We start from the raw sequence: 16181 nt of genomic DNA, 5'->3' as shown, positions 1-16181 counted from the left end.
TTTGCCCGAGGGTTATGACCTGGGTCACGGCGGTGTTGGCGTGGGTGTGCGGTACGCCGGCCGAGTTGTCCATGGGCAAACTCGTGTCTCAGCTCACAAAATGTGCGTGATTCGGCTCACGAAGGCGCCCAAACTGTCAATGCTCTTGTATTGCCGCAAATTTGCGTCTGACCAGCAGGAACTTTTCTGGTATCCGGCCGTGATTCGCGCGTTATAGAACTGAGATATCGGCGTGGCGGAGATGACGAATCCAAATCGTTATCGTACGGTCCCCGTAGCCCAAAAGACCGGGCAACAGTAATGAACAAAATTGAATCCACGGACCCGCGTGTGAGCGGAGCTGCGGGCGGCACTAATTTCGCATAGCCGCCGCTGCGGTCGGGCAAGGCCCGCCGGGCAGATCAGGCCCTCCGCTGTCGTGCCGAAACGAGACGGCACGTCTCAAAGCAGCAATTCCTAACTGGACATCGCAACCAACCCACGTCTCGTGGGCTGGCTGGCTTTGGCGCGCGCACCGCGAAAGGAACAATCTTGAAGAACGTCCGCAAGACGCTCATCGTCGCGGCGATCACAGGGACGCTCGTGACTGTGCCCACCGCCGCCACCGCCAACGCCGACGACGGCCTGGACCCGAATGCGGTCGGTGCCGACACGACGGGCTTTGACCCCAACCTGCCTGCGGCCCCGGATGCCTTTGAGCCGCCCGCCCCGGAGGACGCACCGCCGGCCCCCGAGGCCATGATTGCGCCGGTCGACATGCCGGAGGCCCCCGCTCCGGGGGAGGCGCCGCCGGCCCCGCAGGACGCGCCGCCGGCCCCGCAGGACGCACCGCCGGCCCCCGAGGCCATGATCGCGCCGGTCGACATGCCGGACGGTCCCGCTCCGGAGGATGCACCGCCGGCCCCGGACGCCTTCGCACCGCCGGCCCCTGAGGATGTTCAGCCAGCTCCGGAACCAGTCGGTTTCGAGCCGCCGGCGCCGGACGTTGCGCCGCCGCCCGCTCCCAAGGTCTACACCGTGAACTGGGACGCCATCGCACAGTGCGAATCCGGCGGTAACTGGGGCATCAGCACCGGCAACGGCTACTCCGGCGGCCTGCAGTTCACCGCGAGCACTTGGCGGGCCAACGGTGGCTCGGGATCGGCCGCCGGTGCGAGCCGTGAAGAGCAGATCCGAGTGGCCGAGAATGTGCTGCGCAGCCAGGGCATCGGCGCGTGGCCGGTCTGCGGCCGACGCGGCTAGCCGACGCCACGCTGGATTTTTGATGAGAGTGTCGGGCCTTCAGGCCCGGCGCTCTCATCTTGTTTGGGGTCTTGCCGGGTCCAGCCCGGCCCTATCAGGTGTGAATCCGGGCGCCATTGGCCCTCGTCTGCTCACGAACCCCTGACCGCGCGGTAGCGTCGGGTCGGTGAGCGAAACGCCGCGTGAATTCGACATCATCCTCTACGGGGCGACCGGCTTCGTCGGCAAGCTGACCGCGCAATACCTGGCCCGGGCCGGCGGCGACGCGCGAATCGCGCTGGCCGGCCGGTCGACCGACCGATTGTTGGCGGTCCGTCAGACGCTGGGGGAGGCCGCACAGTCCTGGCCCGTGGTCAGCGCCGACGCCGGCGCACCGGCGACACTCAAGGAGATGGCCGCCCGCACCCGGGTGGTCGTCACCACGGTTGGGCCGTACATGCGCTATGGCCTGCCCCTGGTGGCCGCGTGCGCGGCTGCCGGCACCGACTATGCCGATCTGACCGGCGAGCCGCCGTTCGTGCGCGAAAGCATCGACCTGTATCACAAACAGGCCGCCGACACCGGGGCCCGGATCGTGCACGCCTGTGGCTTCGATTCGATTCCATCGGACCTCACCGTGTACGCCCTCTACCGTGCTGTCCGCGACGACGGTGCCGGTGAGCTGGGTCGCACCGACTTCGTCGTCCGTTCGTTCGCCGGCGGGGTATCGGGCGGCACGGTCGCGTCGATGCTGGAAATTTTGCGTGCCGTCTCCGCCGACCCCGATCTGCGTCGCCAGTTCACCGACCCCTACACGCTGAGCACCGACCGCGCCGCCGAGCCGGAACTTGGACCGCAGCCCGATCTGCCCTGGCGTCGTGGTGGACGAATCGCTCCAGAACTGACCGGGCTGTGGACGGCAGGATTCATGATGGCGCCCACCAACACCCGCATCGTGCGGCGCAGCAACGCGCTGCTGGATTGGGCGTACGGCAAGCGGTTCCAGTACACCGAACACATGAGCCTGGGCTCGTCGGCGGTGGCGCCAGTGGCCTCGGCCATGATCAGCGGTGTTGGCAACGCGATGACGGGCTTGGGCAGCCGCTACTTCCGGTTGCTGCCACAACGGTTGGTGGAGCGCATCGCTCCCAAACCCGGCACCGGCCCCAGCGCCGCAACTCGGGAGCGCGGCTACTACCGCATCGAGACCTACACCACGACGACCTCGGGTGACAGGTACGTGGCACGGATGGAGCAGGACGGTGATCCCGGGTACAAAGCGACGTCGGTGTTGCTGGGGGAGTGCGGTCTGGCACTGGCCTTCGATCGTGACCAGCTTTCGGGCCTGCATGGCGTGCTCACCCCGGCGGCCGCGATGGGTGACGCGTTGCTAGCGCGCTTGCCGGCCGCGGGTGTCGCGCTGGCTACCGAACGGTTAACTTGAACTGGTCTGCCGCAACGGCTTTCGGTGAAGAGCGCGGCGGTCTAGTGTCGAAAGTGGTCCACAGAAGTTCACAGCGCACCCAATGAGCCGCAAAAGAGGTGGCATCGATGGCCGGTCTCGACGATCTTTACGCTCGGATACCTACCTCGGAAATCGCGAGTCGGCTAGGCGTCGACCAGGGCGAGGTTGACAGCGCGGTTCACACGCTGGTGCCGGTGCTGGTCAGCGGTCTGCACCAGACTTCGCAAGATCCCGACCATGCCAGCAGGATCGAATCCGCCGCCAACCGTCAGGCGGCCCGGGGCCTGCTCGACGCCGGCGGGGGTCTGGACCACAACCTTGATGCGGCGGACCGGGGCGACGGACATCAGACGATTGCGACACTTTTCGGTGGCAACGACGCCGAGCAAGTCGCATCGGCGTTGGCCAAGGGCGGCGCCGGCAACCGCGATCTGCTCAAGCAGCTGTTGCCGATCGTGCTCCCGATTGTGTTGGCCTACATCGGAAATCAGCTAGGCTCGGGGGAAGGATCGCAGCAGAACTCCGAGTCAGCCTCCCGCGGAGGGCTAGGCGAGGTGCTGGGCAGCATCCTCGGGGGCGGATCCGTTGACAAGTCCCTGGGGAGCATTCTCGGCAGTGTGCTGGGAGGCAAAGGTGGCGCCCTGGGTGACATTCTGGGCGGCCTACTGGGTGGTAAGAAGTAGCGCCAGTCGGCGGCCGGCGTAGCTGCCGTTTCGCTCGACCACCGCGAGCCGATTCAAGATAAGTAACGAGAGGGGTATTGCCAATGTCGGACACACTGACCGAAGGACAGCAGCTGGTGCCGGGGGAGTCACTGGTTTCCAAAAACGGGGCTTACACCCTGACCTTGCAAGACGACGGCAATCTCGTGTTGGCCTCCCGCGGCACCCCGCTGTGGGCGAGCGCCACCAACGGCCAGCAGGTGGTGCGCGCCGAGGTGCAGCGCGACGGCAACTTTGTGGTGTACACGGCGGACAAACCGGTCTGGCACACCGACACCAAAGGCAAGAAGAACGTCCGGCTGGTGCTGCAAGACGATCGCAATCTGGTGCTCTATGCCGCTGACGGACCGGCCTGGTCGACGCATACCGAGACCGACGCCCCGCCGCCGCCCGAGCCCACCGCCGCGGCCGAAGCCACTGCCTCGGATACGGCTCAGCGCGTCGACACCACCCCGGAGCCCGTCGCGGCAGCGGTCGCCGAACCGGCGCCACCGGAGCCTGCTGCCGAGCCCGCGCCGCGGACCTACACCGTGGTCTCCGGTGACACCCTGTGGGCCATCGCGGAGCGCTTCTACGGCGACGGCAGCAAGTATCAGGTGATTGCCGAGGCCAGCGGTGTGGCTAATCCCGACTTGATCCACCCCGGCGAGGTGCTCACGATTCCCTGATCGCGGCTAAACGGCGTTCACCTGAGGTTTTGGGTGCCTACAGGCCGCCCGAGCGCGGTTCCTAGAATTGACCGGTGACCGCCAGCGCCGATTCTGCCGCCGACCAGCTGCCCAAGTCGTGGGATCCAGCTGCGATGGAAGGCGACATCTATCAGAAGTGGGCGGATGCCGGCTACTTCGTCGCCGATCCGACCAGCTCGAAACCGCCGTACTCGATTGTGTTGCCGCCGCCCAATGTGACCGGCAGCCTGCACATGGGCCATGCGCTGGAACACACCATGATGGATGCCCTGACCCGCCGCAAGCGGATGCAGGGCTATGAGGTGCTGTGGCAGCCGGGAATGGACCATGCCGGCATCGCGACCCAGACCGTGGTGGAAAAGCAGCTCGCGGCCGACGGTAAGACCAAGGAAGACTTCGGTCGCGAGCTGTTCGTCGACAAGGTCTGGGACTGGAAGCGCGAGTCGGGCGGCGCGATCGGCGGCCAGATGCGCCGGCTCGGTGACGGGGTGGACTGGAGCCGTGACCGGTTCACCATGGACGAGGGCCTGTCGCGGGCGGTGCGAACGATCTTCAAGCGGCTCTACGATGCCGGGCTGATCTATCAGGCCGAGCGGTTGGTCAACTGGTCGCCGGTGCTGCAGACGGCGATATCCGACCTCGAGGTGAACTACCTCGAGGTGGAGGGTGAGCTGGTGTCGTTCCGGTACGGCTCACTAGAGGACTCCCAACCCCACATCGTGGTGGCCACCACCCGGGTCGAAACAATGTTGGGCGATACCGCGATCGCCGTCCACCCGGACGATGAGCGCTACCGCCACCTGGTCGGCACCACCTTGGCGCACCCATTCGTGGACCGGCAGCTGATCATCGTCGCCGATGGGCACGTGGATCCCGAATTCGGCACGGGTGCGGTCAAAGTCACCCCGGCACACGACCCGAACGACTTCGAGATCGGGATGCGCCACCAATTGCCCATGCCTTCGATTCTGGATACCAAGGGCCGGATCGTGGACACCGGAACGCAATTCGACGGCATGGACCGATTCGAAGCCCGGGTCGCGGTGCGTGAGGCGCTCGCGGCCCAGGGGCGCGTCGTCGAGGAGAAACGTCCCTACTTGCACAGCGTCGGGCATTCCGATCGCAGTGGAGAGCCAATCGAGCCACGGCTTTCGTTGCAGTGGTGGGTGCGGGTGGAGTCGCTGGCCAAGGCCGCGGGTGATGCGGTGCGCAATGGGGACACCGTGATCCACCCCGCAAGCCTGGAGCCACGCTGGTTCGCCTGGGTCGACGACATGCACGACTGGTGCATCTCGAGACAACTGTGGTGGGGTCACCGCATTCCGATTTGGTACGGCCCCAACGGGGAGAAGGTGTGCGTCGGTCCGGACGAGACGCCGCCGCAGGGGTGGGAACAGGACTCCGATGTCCTGGACACCTGGTTCTCCTCGGCGCTTTGGCCGTTTTCCACACTGGGCTGGCCCGAACTGACTCCAGAGCTAGAAAAGTTCTATCCCACAAGTGTTTTGGTCACCGGATATGACATCTTGTTCTTCTGGGTGGCCAGGATGATGATGTTCGGCACCTTCGTCGGCGGAGACGAGGTGATCACCCTGGACGGCCGCCGTGGCGCCCAGGTGCCGTTCACCGACGTTTTTCTGCATGGCCTGATCCGCGACGAGTTCGGCCGGAAGATGAGCAAGTCCAAAGGCAACGTCATCGACCCACTGGATTGGATCGACACGTTCGGTGCCGACGCATTGCGCTTCACCCTGGCCCGTGGGGCGAGCCCCGGCAGTGACCTGGCAGTGGGCGAGGACGCGGTCCGGGCGTCACGAAACTTCGGTACCAAGTTGTTCAACGCGACCCGTTACGCGCTGCTCAACGGTGCCGCGCTGGCCCCGCTGCCCCCGCTGGGGGAGCTGACCGATGCCGACCGCTGGATCCTGGGGCGGCTCGAAGAGGTTCGGGCCGAAGTTGATTCGGCCTTCGACAGTTACGAATTCAGCCGGGCCTGCGAGGCGCTCTACCACTTCGCGTGGGACGAATTCTGCGACTGGTACGTCGAGCTAGCCAAAACCCAGCTCGCCGAAGGCCTTTCGGCCACCACCGCGGTGCTGGCGGCGGGGCTGGACACACTGTTGCGGTTGTTGCACCCCGTCATCCCGTTCATCACCGAGGCGTTGTGGCAGGCGCTGACCGGGCAGGAATCGCTGGTGATCGCCGACTGGCCGCAGCCCTCCGGAATCACCCTGGATCCGGTTGCCGCGCAGCGGATCAGTGATATGCAGAATCTGGTCACCGAGATCCGGCGTTTCCGCAGTGACCAAGGGCTGGCCGACCGGCAAAAGGTGCCCGCTCGGCTGATCGGTGTCGAGGAATCCGATCTGGGTGCTCAGGTTGCGGCCGTCACCTCACTGGCGTGGCTTACCGCGCCAGGTGAAGGCTTTGCGCCGTCGGTCTCGCTGGAGGTTCGGCTCGGCCCGAGCATGAACCACACGGTTGTTGTCGAGCTCGATACCTCGGGCACCATCGACGTGGCTGCCGAGCGGCGGCGTCTCGAAAAGGACTTGGCCGCAGCCGAAAAGGAATTGGTATCGACCGCGGCCAAATTGGCAAACGCCGATTTCCTGGCCAAGGCGCCCGAGGCCGTCGTCGGCAAGATCCGCGATCGCCAACGTTTGGCGCAGGAGGAAAGCGACCGGATCACGACCAGGTTGGCAGCGCTGCAATGAGTTTCGATCCACCTGACTGGACCGGGCTAGCTCAAGGGAGCGACGCCGAACCCACCCCGGACGAACTCGCGTCTCTGCTGCAGGTCGAGCACCTGCTGGACCAGCGCTGGCCGGAAACCCGCATCGAGCCGAGCCTGACGCGGATCAGTGCGCTGATGGACCTGCTTGGTTCACCACAGCTGAGCTACCCGTCGATCCACATCGGGGGCACCAACGGCAAGACGTCGGTGGCGCGCATGGTTGACGCGCTAATCACCGCGCTGCATCAACGCACCGGCAGGACCACCAGCCCACATCTGCAGTCGGCGGTGGAACGGATATCGATCGATGGAAAGCCGATCACCCCGGCTCAATACGTCCAGACCTACCGCGAGATCGAGCCGTTCGCGCAAATGATCGACCAACAGTCACAGGCCGCAGGCGGCCCGGCAATGAGCAAGTTCGAGGTGCTCACCGCGATGGCGTTCGCCGTGTTCGCGGACGCGCCGGTCGATGTCGCGGTGGTCGAGGTCGGCCTCGGGGGACGGTGGGATGCCACCAACGTGATCAACGCGCCGGTGGCGGTGATCACCCCGATCAGCATTGATCACGTCGACTACCTCGGTGATGACATCGCGTCTATCGCCGGTGAAAAGGCCGGCATCATCCACAAAGCCGCCGACGGTTCCCCTGACACGGTCGCTGTAATCGGGCGTCAGGTACCTGAGGCCATGGAGGTGCTGTTGGCCCAGGCGGTACGGGCCGACGCCGCCGTCGCGCGGGAGGACTCCGAGTTCGCCGTGCTGGGCCGTCAGGTGGCGGTAGGCGGGCAGCTGCTGCAGTTGCAGGGCCTCGGTGGGGTCTACTCCGACATCTACCTGCCGCTGCACGGTGAACATCAAGCGCACAACGCGGTGGTGGCGCTGGCGGCGGTGGAGGCGTTCTTCGGTGCCGGCGCCCAGCGTCAGCTCGATGTCGACGCGGTGCGTGCTGGTTTCGCCGCGGTCACCAGCCCCGGCAGGTTGGAGCGCCTGCGCAGCTCACCGACGGTCTTTATCGATGCCGCCCACAATCCGGCCGGGGCGGCGGCGCTGGCGCAGTCGCTGGTCGCAGAGTTCGACTTCCGCAGCCTGGTTGGGGTGGTCGCCGTGATGGCCGACAAGGACGTGAATGGCATTCTGGCCGCACTCGAGCCCGCATTCGACTCCATCGTGGTGACTCACAATGGTTCGCCACGGGCGTTGGATGTCGCGTCACTGGCCCTGGCGGCGGAGCAATACTTCGGCCCCGACCGGGTGATCACCGCAGAGAACCTGCGTGATGCCGTCGACGCGGCAACCGCGCTGGTCGATGAATCCGCCATCGACTGGGAAGCGCAGGGGGGCTCGCTGTCGGGAACCGGGATCGTCATTACCGGTTCGGTGGTCACTGCCGGGGCCGCCCGCACCTTGTTCGGTCGTGATCCGCAATGACCGGGCAGCCGCAAGAGCCGGCAAACCACGGGGATCCGGCACCACAGTCAGACCCATGGAAGAGCTTCGGCTCGGTGATGGCAGCGACACTGATCCTCGAGGCGATCGTGGTGCTGTTGGCTATCCCGGTGGTGGGTGCGGTCGGTGGCGGGCTGACTTCGGCGTCGCTGGGTTACCTCATTGGGCTTGCCGTGACGCTGGTGTTGCTTGCCGGCGTGCAGCGCAGACCGTGGGCGATCTGGGCGAACCTCGGCATTCAGCTGGTGCCTATTGCCGGCGTTTTCGTGTACCCGGCCGTCGGGTTTTTGGGTGTGGTGTTCGGTGCGGTATGGGCCATGATGGCGTACTTCCGTGCCGAGGTCAGGCGTCGAGAGCGCCAGGGGCCTCCGCCGTCGCGCTGATCTGACCGGCCTAGGGGCATCCAGGTTTAGGCCGCAGAATCGGGCCATCTACTGTTAGCCCCCGTGACCGAACGGACCCTCGTACTGATCAAGCCAGACGGTGTGCAACGCCAACTGGTGGGCGAGATCATTAGCCGCATCGAGCGCAAAGGCCTCGCTATCGCGGCGCTAGAGCTCAGGAACGTGACCGAGGAGCTGGCCAGCCAGCACTACGCCGAACATGAGGGCAAGCCGTTCTTCGGCTCGTTGCTGGAGTTCATCACCTCGGCGCCGGTGGTAGCGGCGATCGTGGAGGGACCGCGAGCCATCGCGGCGTTTCGCCAACTCGCCGGTGGTACCGATCCGGTCGAGAAGGCCACGCCGGGCACCATCCGGGGTGACTTCGGCCTGGAAACCCAGTTCAACTTGGTGCACGGCTCGGATTCGGCCGAATCAGCGCAGCGCGAGATCGCACTCTGGTTTCCCAGCGCCTAGCTCCGCGACGCGGGGCTTGCGGGCTGGTTTTGGACCGGGTTGCTCAGGCGAGGGTGACTCGCTCCGGTGGTATGGGATACTGACTTCGGGTGAACGTCGCTGTACCAGCGTCGGACACCCGGATGAAGACTTCGACAAGCGCGACGATCGCGTTCCCGTGATGCGGCGCGGCGTGTCAAGCCGTCATTCAGTACGGCGCCGAGTGGGTTCCTTCGGAGCTGCTCGGAGCGAGACCATCACAAGCCCGGGAGAAGTGACCCGGGCACATAGTGAAGCCCTCGCGTGGCCGCGTCGATTAGACGCGCCCGGGGGCTTGAGGAGAATACGTGGTAGACGGTGCCCCATCTTCAGACCCGGAAAACGAGCCGACACAGCGTGAGGACCTGCCGGACCGCCTGAGAGTTCACTCACTGGCGCGAACGCTGGGAACCAGTAGCCGGAGGGTGCTGGATGCGTTGAGCGCGCTCGATGGGCGGATTCGTAGCGCCCATTCCAGTGTGGACCGCGTCGATGCGGTCCGGGTGCGCGACCTGCTGGCGGAGCAACCTGCCGAGGAGGGTCAGGCCGAGGAGGGCCAGCAAGCCCCTGACGCCGTGGCCGCTGAGGTGCCCGATGCTCCCGGTGAAGCTGTCGAGTCCGACGAACCCGAATCGCGCCTGATGCTGGAAACCCAGGAGACGGTGCAGGTCGTCGAGACCTGGGTGGAGCGGCCGCACTACATGCCGCTGTTTGTCGCACCCCAGCCGATTTCGGAGCCCGTCGCTGGCGACGATGTCGATGACGAGTCGGGCGACGAAGGTGACGATGACGAAGAGCAGGCCGACCGGCCGGCCAACCGGCGCCGCCGCCGGGGCCGGCGCGGGCGCGGGCGCGGGCGCGGCGAGCAGGGCGCAAACGACGGTCAGGACCAAACCGGCGACGATGGTGACGAGGCCCCGCAGAAGACGGGTGGGAACTCCACCCCATCGGACGACACCGAGGCGCAAGACGGCGCTGACTCCGAAGAGTCGGACAACGGCGACGACGACAACGGTTCGGCCGACGGCGCCAACCGGCGTCGGCGCCGGCGCCGACGCCGCAAGTCGGGTGCTGGTGATGACGGCGACGAGGGTCCGGCCCCGGATGACCCGCCCAACACGGTCGTACACGAGCGTGCCCCCCGCTCCGGCGGCAAGTCGGGCAACTCGGATAGCGGTGACGATTCCGGTGGCAACGAGATCAAGGGCATAGACGGCTCGACACGGCTGGAAGCCAAGCGGCAGCGCCGCCGTGACGGGCGTGACGCCGGCCGGCGCCGCCCACCGGTGTTGAGTGAGGCCGAATTCTTGGCTCGTCGCGAGGCGGTCGAGCGGGTGATGGTGGTGCGCGACCGGGTTCGCACCGAGCCGCCCCACCCGGGCGCGCGTTACACCCAGATCGCGGTGCTTGAAGACGGCATCGTCGTTGAGCACTTTGTGACCTCGGCTGCTTCTGCCTCCTTGGTGGGCAACATCTACCTGGGGATCGTGCAGAACGTGCTGCCTTCGATGGAGGCGGCATTCGTGGATATCGGTCGTGGCCGCAACGGCGTGCTTTACGCCGGTGAAGTCAACTGGGACGCGGCGGGCCTCGGCGGGGCCGACCGCAAGATCGAACAGGCTCTCAAGCCCGGCGACTACATCGTTGTGCAGGTCAGCAAGGACCCGGTCGGCCATAAGGGTGCCCGACTGACGACACAGGTGTCGCTGGCCGGCCGCTACCTGGTGTACGTGCCGGGTGCGTCATCGACCGGGATCAGCCGCAAGCTGCCCGACACCGAACGCCAGCGGCTCAAGGAAATCCTGCGTGAGGTGGTGCCCTCCGACGCCGGCGTGATCATTCGGACCGCGTCCGAGGGTGTCAAAGAGGACGACATCCGTGCGGACGTCACCCGGCTGCAGGAGCGCTGGAACCAGATCGAGGCCAAGGCCGTCGAGATCAAACAGAAGGCCGCCGGCGCCGCGGTAGCGCTCTACGAAGAGCCCGACGTGCTGGTCAAGGTCATCCGGGATCTGTTCAACGAAGACTTCGCCGGGCTGGTCGTATCCGGGGACGACGCGTGGGAAACCATCAACGAGTACGTGAGTTCTGTTGCCCCGGATTTGGTTTCCAAGCTGAGCAAGTACGAACCGGCCGTCGGGTCGGAGGGGCAGGTCGGGCCGGATGTCTTTGCGGTGCATCGCATCGACGAGCAGCTGGCCAAGGCAATGGATCGCAAGGTGTGGCTGCCCTCGGGCGGCACCCTGGTGATCGACCGGACCGAAGCGATGACGGTGGTCGACGTCAATACCGGCAAGTTCACCGGTTCCGGCGGAAACCTCGAGCAGACGGTGACCAAGAACAACCTGGAGGCCGCCGAGGAGATCGTGCGCCAGCTGAGGCTGCGCGACATCGGTGGCATCGTGGTGATCGACTTCATCGATATGGTGCTGGAGTCCAACCGTGACCTGGTGCTGCGCCGGCTGACCGAGGCGTTGGCCCGCGACCGGACTCGTCACCAGGTGTCGGAAGTGACTTCGCTGGGTCTGGTCCAACTGACTCGCAAGCGGTTGGGGACCGGGCTGGTCGAAGCCTTCTCAACCTCCTGTCCGCACTGCAGCGGCCGTGGGATTCTGCTGCATGCCGACCCGGTGGATTCGGCGCCGACAACTGGACGCAAAGCTGACTCGGGTGGTCGGCGGAACCGCCGATCGAAGAAGAACCGCGCGGAAGAGCCCAGCGAGAAGGAGGCCGTGGCCAAGGTTCCCACCCATGCCCCGGGCGAACACCCGATGTTCAAAGCCATGGCCGCGAGTTCGTCATCGGAGGCCGAGCACGGCGACGGGGAAGTCGAGGAGTCCGGCGAGGAGTTGACCGCCGGGGTCGACGACCAAGCCGCGGTTCAGGTGGCCCTTGATCTCGGCGAGACCGACGAGACCGACGAGACCGACGAGACCGACGAGACCGACGACTTTGATGATGACTCGGACGACTCCGACGAGGACGACGACACCGACGAGACCAACGACACCGACGTTGACGCCGATGAGGACGAAGACACCGACGAGGACTCCGACGAGGACGAAGACACCGAAGACGACGACGAACTCGACGACGACCTCGACGAGGACGATCTCGACGACGACGACCTCGACGAAGACGACGACGACCTGGATGACGAGCTGGATGACGACGATTCGGATAGCGACGACGAGGATGGTGAGAGCGAACTCACAGAGCCGGCTGCTGGCCGTTCCGCAGCCCTCGAGGTCACCACGATTGCCGAGCGCCCGCGCCGGCGGCGTGCGGCCGGCCGGCCGGCCGGTCCACCCATCCATCTGGGCTGATGGCAGGGCGAGTGAAAGACCTGGTGACAGGGCTATGGAAGGGCTGGTGACAGGTTCAACGCACCAACCCGCTGGACGCCAGGAGCCAGTTTGACCCTGTAGCCGCTGGTCACGTACCCTGGGACAGTTGTCATCAGGCGTTTGCCGAGCGTTGACGTCTCGGCCGGTGACAGCGGGACAGATGAAGTCCCCAAACCAGACCAGCACGCGTAAGCAGTCTTTGCGCGTGCCCACGAGAAGCAAGCACAACAACGAGTAGAGGTGCACCCACGATGGCGACCTACGCAATCGTCAAGACCGGCGGCAAACAGTACAAGGTTGCCGTGGGAGACGTGGTCAAGGTCGAGAAGCTCGAATCTGAGCCCGGTGCGAAGGTATCGCTGCCGGTCGCCCTGGTCGTTGACGGTGCCGCCGTCACCTCCGATGCCGACGCCCTGGCCAAGGTCGCGGTGACCGGCGAGGTGCTGGAGCACGTCAAGGGCCCCAAGATCCGGATCCACAAGTTCAAGAACAAGACCGGCTACCACAAGCGGCAGGGTCACCGTCAGCAGTTGACGGTCCTTAAAGTCACTGGCATCAAGTAGTAGCGGAGACCAGACACATGGCACACAAAAAGGGCGCGTCCAGCTCGCGCAACGGTCGTGATTCCGCCGCACAGCGGCTGGGGGTCAAGCGGTTCGGCGGCCAGGTCGTCAAGGCCGGCGAAATCCTGGTTCGCCAGCGCGGTACCAAGTTCCACCCCGGTGTGAATGTCGGACGCGGCGGTGATGACACGTTGTTCGCCAAGGCGGCCGGTGCGGTCGAGTTCGGCATCAAGCGTGGACGCAAGACAATCAACATCGTGGAGCCGGCCACACAGGACGCCTAGTCGCGTCCGCCTCCAGGTCGAGATCGACGTTTTGCAGCTGAGTTCTCGCACAAAGTCTGCAAAACGTAGATTTCGTCCGGGAAAGGATATGTAAGGAAGCCCGATGCCTCGGTTCGTCGATCGGGTCGTCATTCACACCCGAGCGGGTTCCGGTGGTAATGGCTGTGCCTCGGTTCATCGTGAGAAATTCAAGCCGCTCGGTGGTCCCGACGGCGGTAACGGCGGGCGCGGCGGCAGCGTCGTCTTTGTGGTAGATCCACAAGTGCATACCCTGCTCGACTTCCATTTCCGCCCGCACGTCACCGCGGCGTCAGGCAAACAGGGCATGGGCAGCAACCGGGACGGCGCCGCCGGTGCCGACTTGGAAGTCAAAGTTCCCGACGGCACCGTCGTGCTCGACGACAACGGCCGGCTGCTTGCCGACCTGGTGGGAGCCGGCACCCGCTTTGAAGCCGCCGCGGGTGGTCGCGGCGGGCTGGGCAACGCAGCGCTGGCGTCGCGGGCGCGCAAGGCGCCAGGCTTTGCCCTGCTTGGTGAGCCGGGACAGGCCCGTGACCTCACCCTAGAACTCAAGACCGTCGCCGATGTGGGGCTGGTTGGATTCCCCTCCGCCGGAAAATCCTCGTTGGTGTCGGTCATCTCGGCGGCCAAGCCCAAGATCGCCGACTATCCCTTCACCACCCTGGTTCCCAACCTCGGCGTGGTCGCTGCCGGTGGTCACTCATTCACCGTCGCCGACGTTCCCGGTCTGATTCCGGGCGCCTCACAGGGCCGGGGGCTGGGGCTGGACTTTCTGCGGCACATCGAGCGCTGCGCGGTGCTGGTGCATGTCGTGGACTGCGCCACCGCTGAACCGGGCCGGGACCCTATTTCCGACATCGACGCGCTGGAGGCCGAATTGGCGGCCTACCAACCCACGCTGCAGGGCGATGCGGTGCTCGACGACCTGGCCGAACGGCCGCGTGCGGTGGTGCTCAACAAGATCGATGTGCCCGAGGCCCGCGAGCTTGCCGAGTTCGTTGAGGACGAGCTCGCGCAACGCGGCTGGCCGGTATTTCTCGTATCCACGGTCACCCGGGAAAACTTGCAGCCGTTGATCTTCGGGCTGTGGCAGATGGTCTCGGAGTACAACGCGGCTCGGCCGCAAGCCGCGCCGCGACGGCCGGTGATCCGCCCGGTTCCGGTCGATGACAGCGGCTTCGACGTGCAGGCGGACGGACACGGGGGCTTCGTGGTGACCGGCGCTCGACCCGAGCGTTGGATCGGCCAGACCAACTTCGACAACGACGAGGCCGTCGGCTACCTGGCCGACCGCCTGGCGCGGCTGGGGGTCGAGGAGGAGCTGCTGCGGTTGGGGGCAAAGCCGGGGTGCGCGGTCACCATCGGTGAGATGACTTTCGACTGGGAGCCGCAAACGCCCGCGGGTGGTCACGTCGCAATGTCCGGTCGGGGTACCGATGTGCGGCTGGAACGCAGCGACCGCGTCGGTGCGGCCGAGCGCAAGGCTGCCCGCCGCCAACGTCGCGAACGCGATGACGATTGATGGGCAGCCCGCACCGCGAAGCCATTCGCACCGCCCGCAGTGTCGTGGTCAAGGTTGGGACGACGGCACTGACCACGCCATCGGGGGTGTTCGACGCCGGCAGGCTGGCTGAACTGGCCGACGCGATCGAGTCGCGGATGAAGGCCGGTACCGACGTCGTCATCGTGTCTTCGGGGGCGATCGCTGCCGGCATCGAACCGCTCGGACTATCACGTCGGCCAAAGGACCTGGCGACAAAGCAGGCGGCGGCCAGCGTCGGTCAGGTGGCGTTGGTGAACTCGTGGAGTGCCGCCTTCGCCCGCTACGGCCGCACGGTAGGGCAGGTGTTGTTGACGGCACACGACATTGCGATGCGGGTGCAACACACCAATGCCCAGCGCACACTGGACCGGCTGCGGGCGCTGCATGCGGTGGGAATCGTCAACGAGAACGATACGGTTGCTACCAACGAGATCCGCTTCGGCGACAACGATCGGCTTTCGGCGCTGGTAGCGCACCTAGTAGGTGCGGACGCCTTGGTGCTGCTCTCCGACATCGACGGCCTCTACGATGCCGATCCACGAAAATTCCAGAACGCCAGATTCATTCCCGAGGTGTCCGGTCCGGCCGACCTCGATGGAGTAGTCGCCGGGCAAGGCAGCCACCTGGGCACCGGCGGCATGGCGTCGAAAATGTCGTCGGCGCTGCTGGCCGCGGATGCCGGAGTTCCGGTGTTGCTCGCTCCTGCGGCGGATGCGGCGGCCGCACTCACCGACGCGTCGGTGGGCACCGTCTTCGCCGCGCGGTCCGAACGCATGTCGGCCCGCCGATTCTGGGTACGCTATGCGGCCGAGTCCGCCGGATCGCTGACCCTCGACGAAGGTGCTGTGCGGGCCGTCGTCGGGCATCGGCGCTCGTTGCTGCCGGCGGGCATCACGGCAGTGGCGGGCAAGTTCTTTGGCGGCGATGTCGTTGATCTGTGTGGGCCCGACGCGACGATGGTGGCCCGCGGTGTGGTTGCCTATGACGCGACGGAGTTGGCCACCATGATGGGCCGGTCCACCTCAGAGTTACCCGGTGAGCTGCGCCGGCCCGCGGTCCACGCCGACGACCTGGTCGCGGTATAAGCGAGTTGGCCTCGGCCTTCCCCTGCCAGGCGGCTGGACGGCCGTTCCAGCGTTTCCTTGACGGGCCGATGTGGTGTCGTCGGCATTGATTGGCCGACCGCGTCGTCGCTGCTGTCGACGGTGGTTTGGCGCCAAAGATTTTGAAGTGGAATTGCCGTGGTCACTTTTCTTAGCAGTGAGATA

Annotated in this window: 13 protein-coding genes; all 13 read left to right on the top strand. The window is 65.8% G+C overall.

Annotation, left to right across the window (positions count from 1 at the left end):
- The first annotated feature begins 531 nt into the window (after positions 1 to 531).
- On the top strand, positions 532 to 1242 hold the full coding sequence (locus CCUG20998_RS18670; protein WP_020730249.1) for a transglycosylase family protein: 711 nt from the start codon (positions 532 to 534) through the stop codon (positions 1240 to 1242).
- Positions 1243 to 1408: 166 nt separating this feature from the next.
- The gene (locus tag CCUG20998_RS18665) at positions 1409 to 2665 is read left to right on the top strand and encodes a saccharopine dehydrogenase family protein (protein WP_020725990.1); all 1257 of its coding nucleotides are present in this window, start codon (positions 1409 to 1411) and stop codon (positions 2663 to 2665) included.
- 107 nt (positions 2666 to 2772) lie between these two features.
- Positions 2773 to 3369: a DUF937 domain-containing protein gene (locus CCUG20998_RS18660; RefSeq protein ID WP_020725989.1), complete on the top strand. Its 597-nt coding sequence runs from the start codon at positions 2773 to 2775 to the stop codon at positions 3367 to 3369.
- Between the two features lie 83 nt (positions 3370 to 3452).
- Positions 3453 to 4076: a LysM peptidoglycan-binding domain-containing protein gene (locus tag CCUG20998_RS18655; protein ID WP_020730250.1), complete on the top strand. Its 624-nt coding sequence runs from the start codon at positions 3453 to 3455 to the stop codon at positions 4074 to 4076.
- 74 nt (positions 4077 to 4150) lie between these two features.
- Positions 4151 to 6811, top strand: coding sequence for a valine--tRNA ligase (locus tag CCUG20998_RS18650; protein WP_012395380.1), 2661 nt, complete (start codon positions 4151 to 4153; stop codon positions 6809 to 6811).
- Positions 6808 to 8262, top strand: coding sequence for a bifunctional tetrahydrofolate synthase/dihydrofolate synthase (gene folC, locus CCUG20998_RS18645; protein ID WP_020730251.1), 1455 nt, complete (start codon positions 6808 to 6810; stop codon positions 8260 to 8262). Before CCUG20998_RS18650 ends, folC begins: the two co-directional genes overlap by 4 nt.
- The gene (locus CCUG20998_RS18640) at positions 8259 to 8663 is read left to right on the top strand and encodes a DUF4233 domain-containing protein (RefSeq protein WP_020730252.1); all 405 of its coding nucleotides are present in this window, start codon (positions 8259 to 8261) and stop codon (positions 8661 to 8663) included. The genes folC and CCUG20998_RS18640 overlap by 4 nt, the downstream gene beginning before the upstream one ends.
- Before the next feature lie 63 nt (positions 8664 to 8726).
- Complete coding sequence (gene ndk / locus CCUG20998_RS18635; RefSeq protein WP_012395377.1) at positions 8727 to 9137, top strand: nucleoside-diphosphate kinase; 411 nt, start codon at positions 8727 to 8729, stop codon at positions 9135 to 9137.
- Positions 9138 to 9463: 326 nt separating this feature from the next.
- Positions 9464 to 12481: a ribonuclease E gene (gene rne / locus CCUG20998_RS18630; protein WP_103654134.1), complete on the top strand. Its 3018-nt coding sequence runs from the start codon at positions 9464 to 9466 to the stop codon at positions 12479 to 12481.
- A gap of 272 nt (positions 12482 to 12753) precedes the next feature.
- Positions 12754 to 13065: a 50S ribosomal protein L21 gene (gene rplU / locus CCUG20998_RS18625; RefSeq protein ID WP_011741441.1), complete on the top strand. Its 312-nt coding sequence runs from the start codon at positions 12754 to 12756 to the stop codon at positions 13063 to 13065.
- A 17-nt stretch (positions 13066 to 13082) separates the two neighbouring features.
- Positions 13083 to 13349 carry a 50S ribosomal protein L27 gene (rpmA, locus tag CCUG20998_RS18620; RefSeq protein ID WP_015356542.1) on the top strand — a complete coding sequence of 89 codons (267 nt, stop codon included), beginning with the start codon at positions 13083 to 13085 and terminating at the stop codon, positions 13347 to 13349.
- A 103-nt stretch (positions 13350 to 13452) separates the two neighbouring features.
- Positions 13453 to 14892: a GTPase ObgE gene (gene obgE / locus CCUG20998_RS18615; protein ID WP_020725983.1), complete on the top strand. Its 1440-nt coding sequence runs from the start codon at positions 13453 to 13455 to the stop codon at positions 14890 to 14892.
- Entirely contained in the window at positions 14892 to 15998 is a 1107-nt protein-coding gene (proB, locus tag CCUG20998_RS18610; RefSeq protein WP_020725982.1) for a glutamate 5-kinase, read from the top strand. The genes obgE and proB overlap by 1 nt, the downstream gene beginning before the upstream one ends.
- The last annotated feature ends 183 nt before the right edge of the window (positions 15999 to 16181 follow it).

This window comes from Mycobacterium marinum (assembly GCF_003391395.1).
GTDB classification, from domain to species: domain Bacteria; phylum Actinomycetota; class Actinomycetes; order Mycobacteriales; family Mycobacteriaceae; genus Mycobacterium; species Mycobacterium marinum.
Note: the sequence above shows the minus strand (reverse complement) of the source record. Positions and strands in the feature narration are given on the sequence as shown.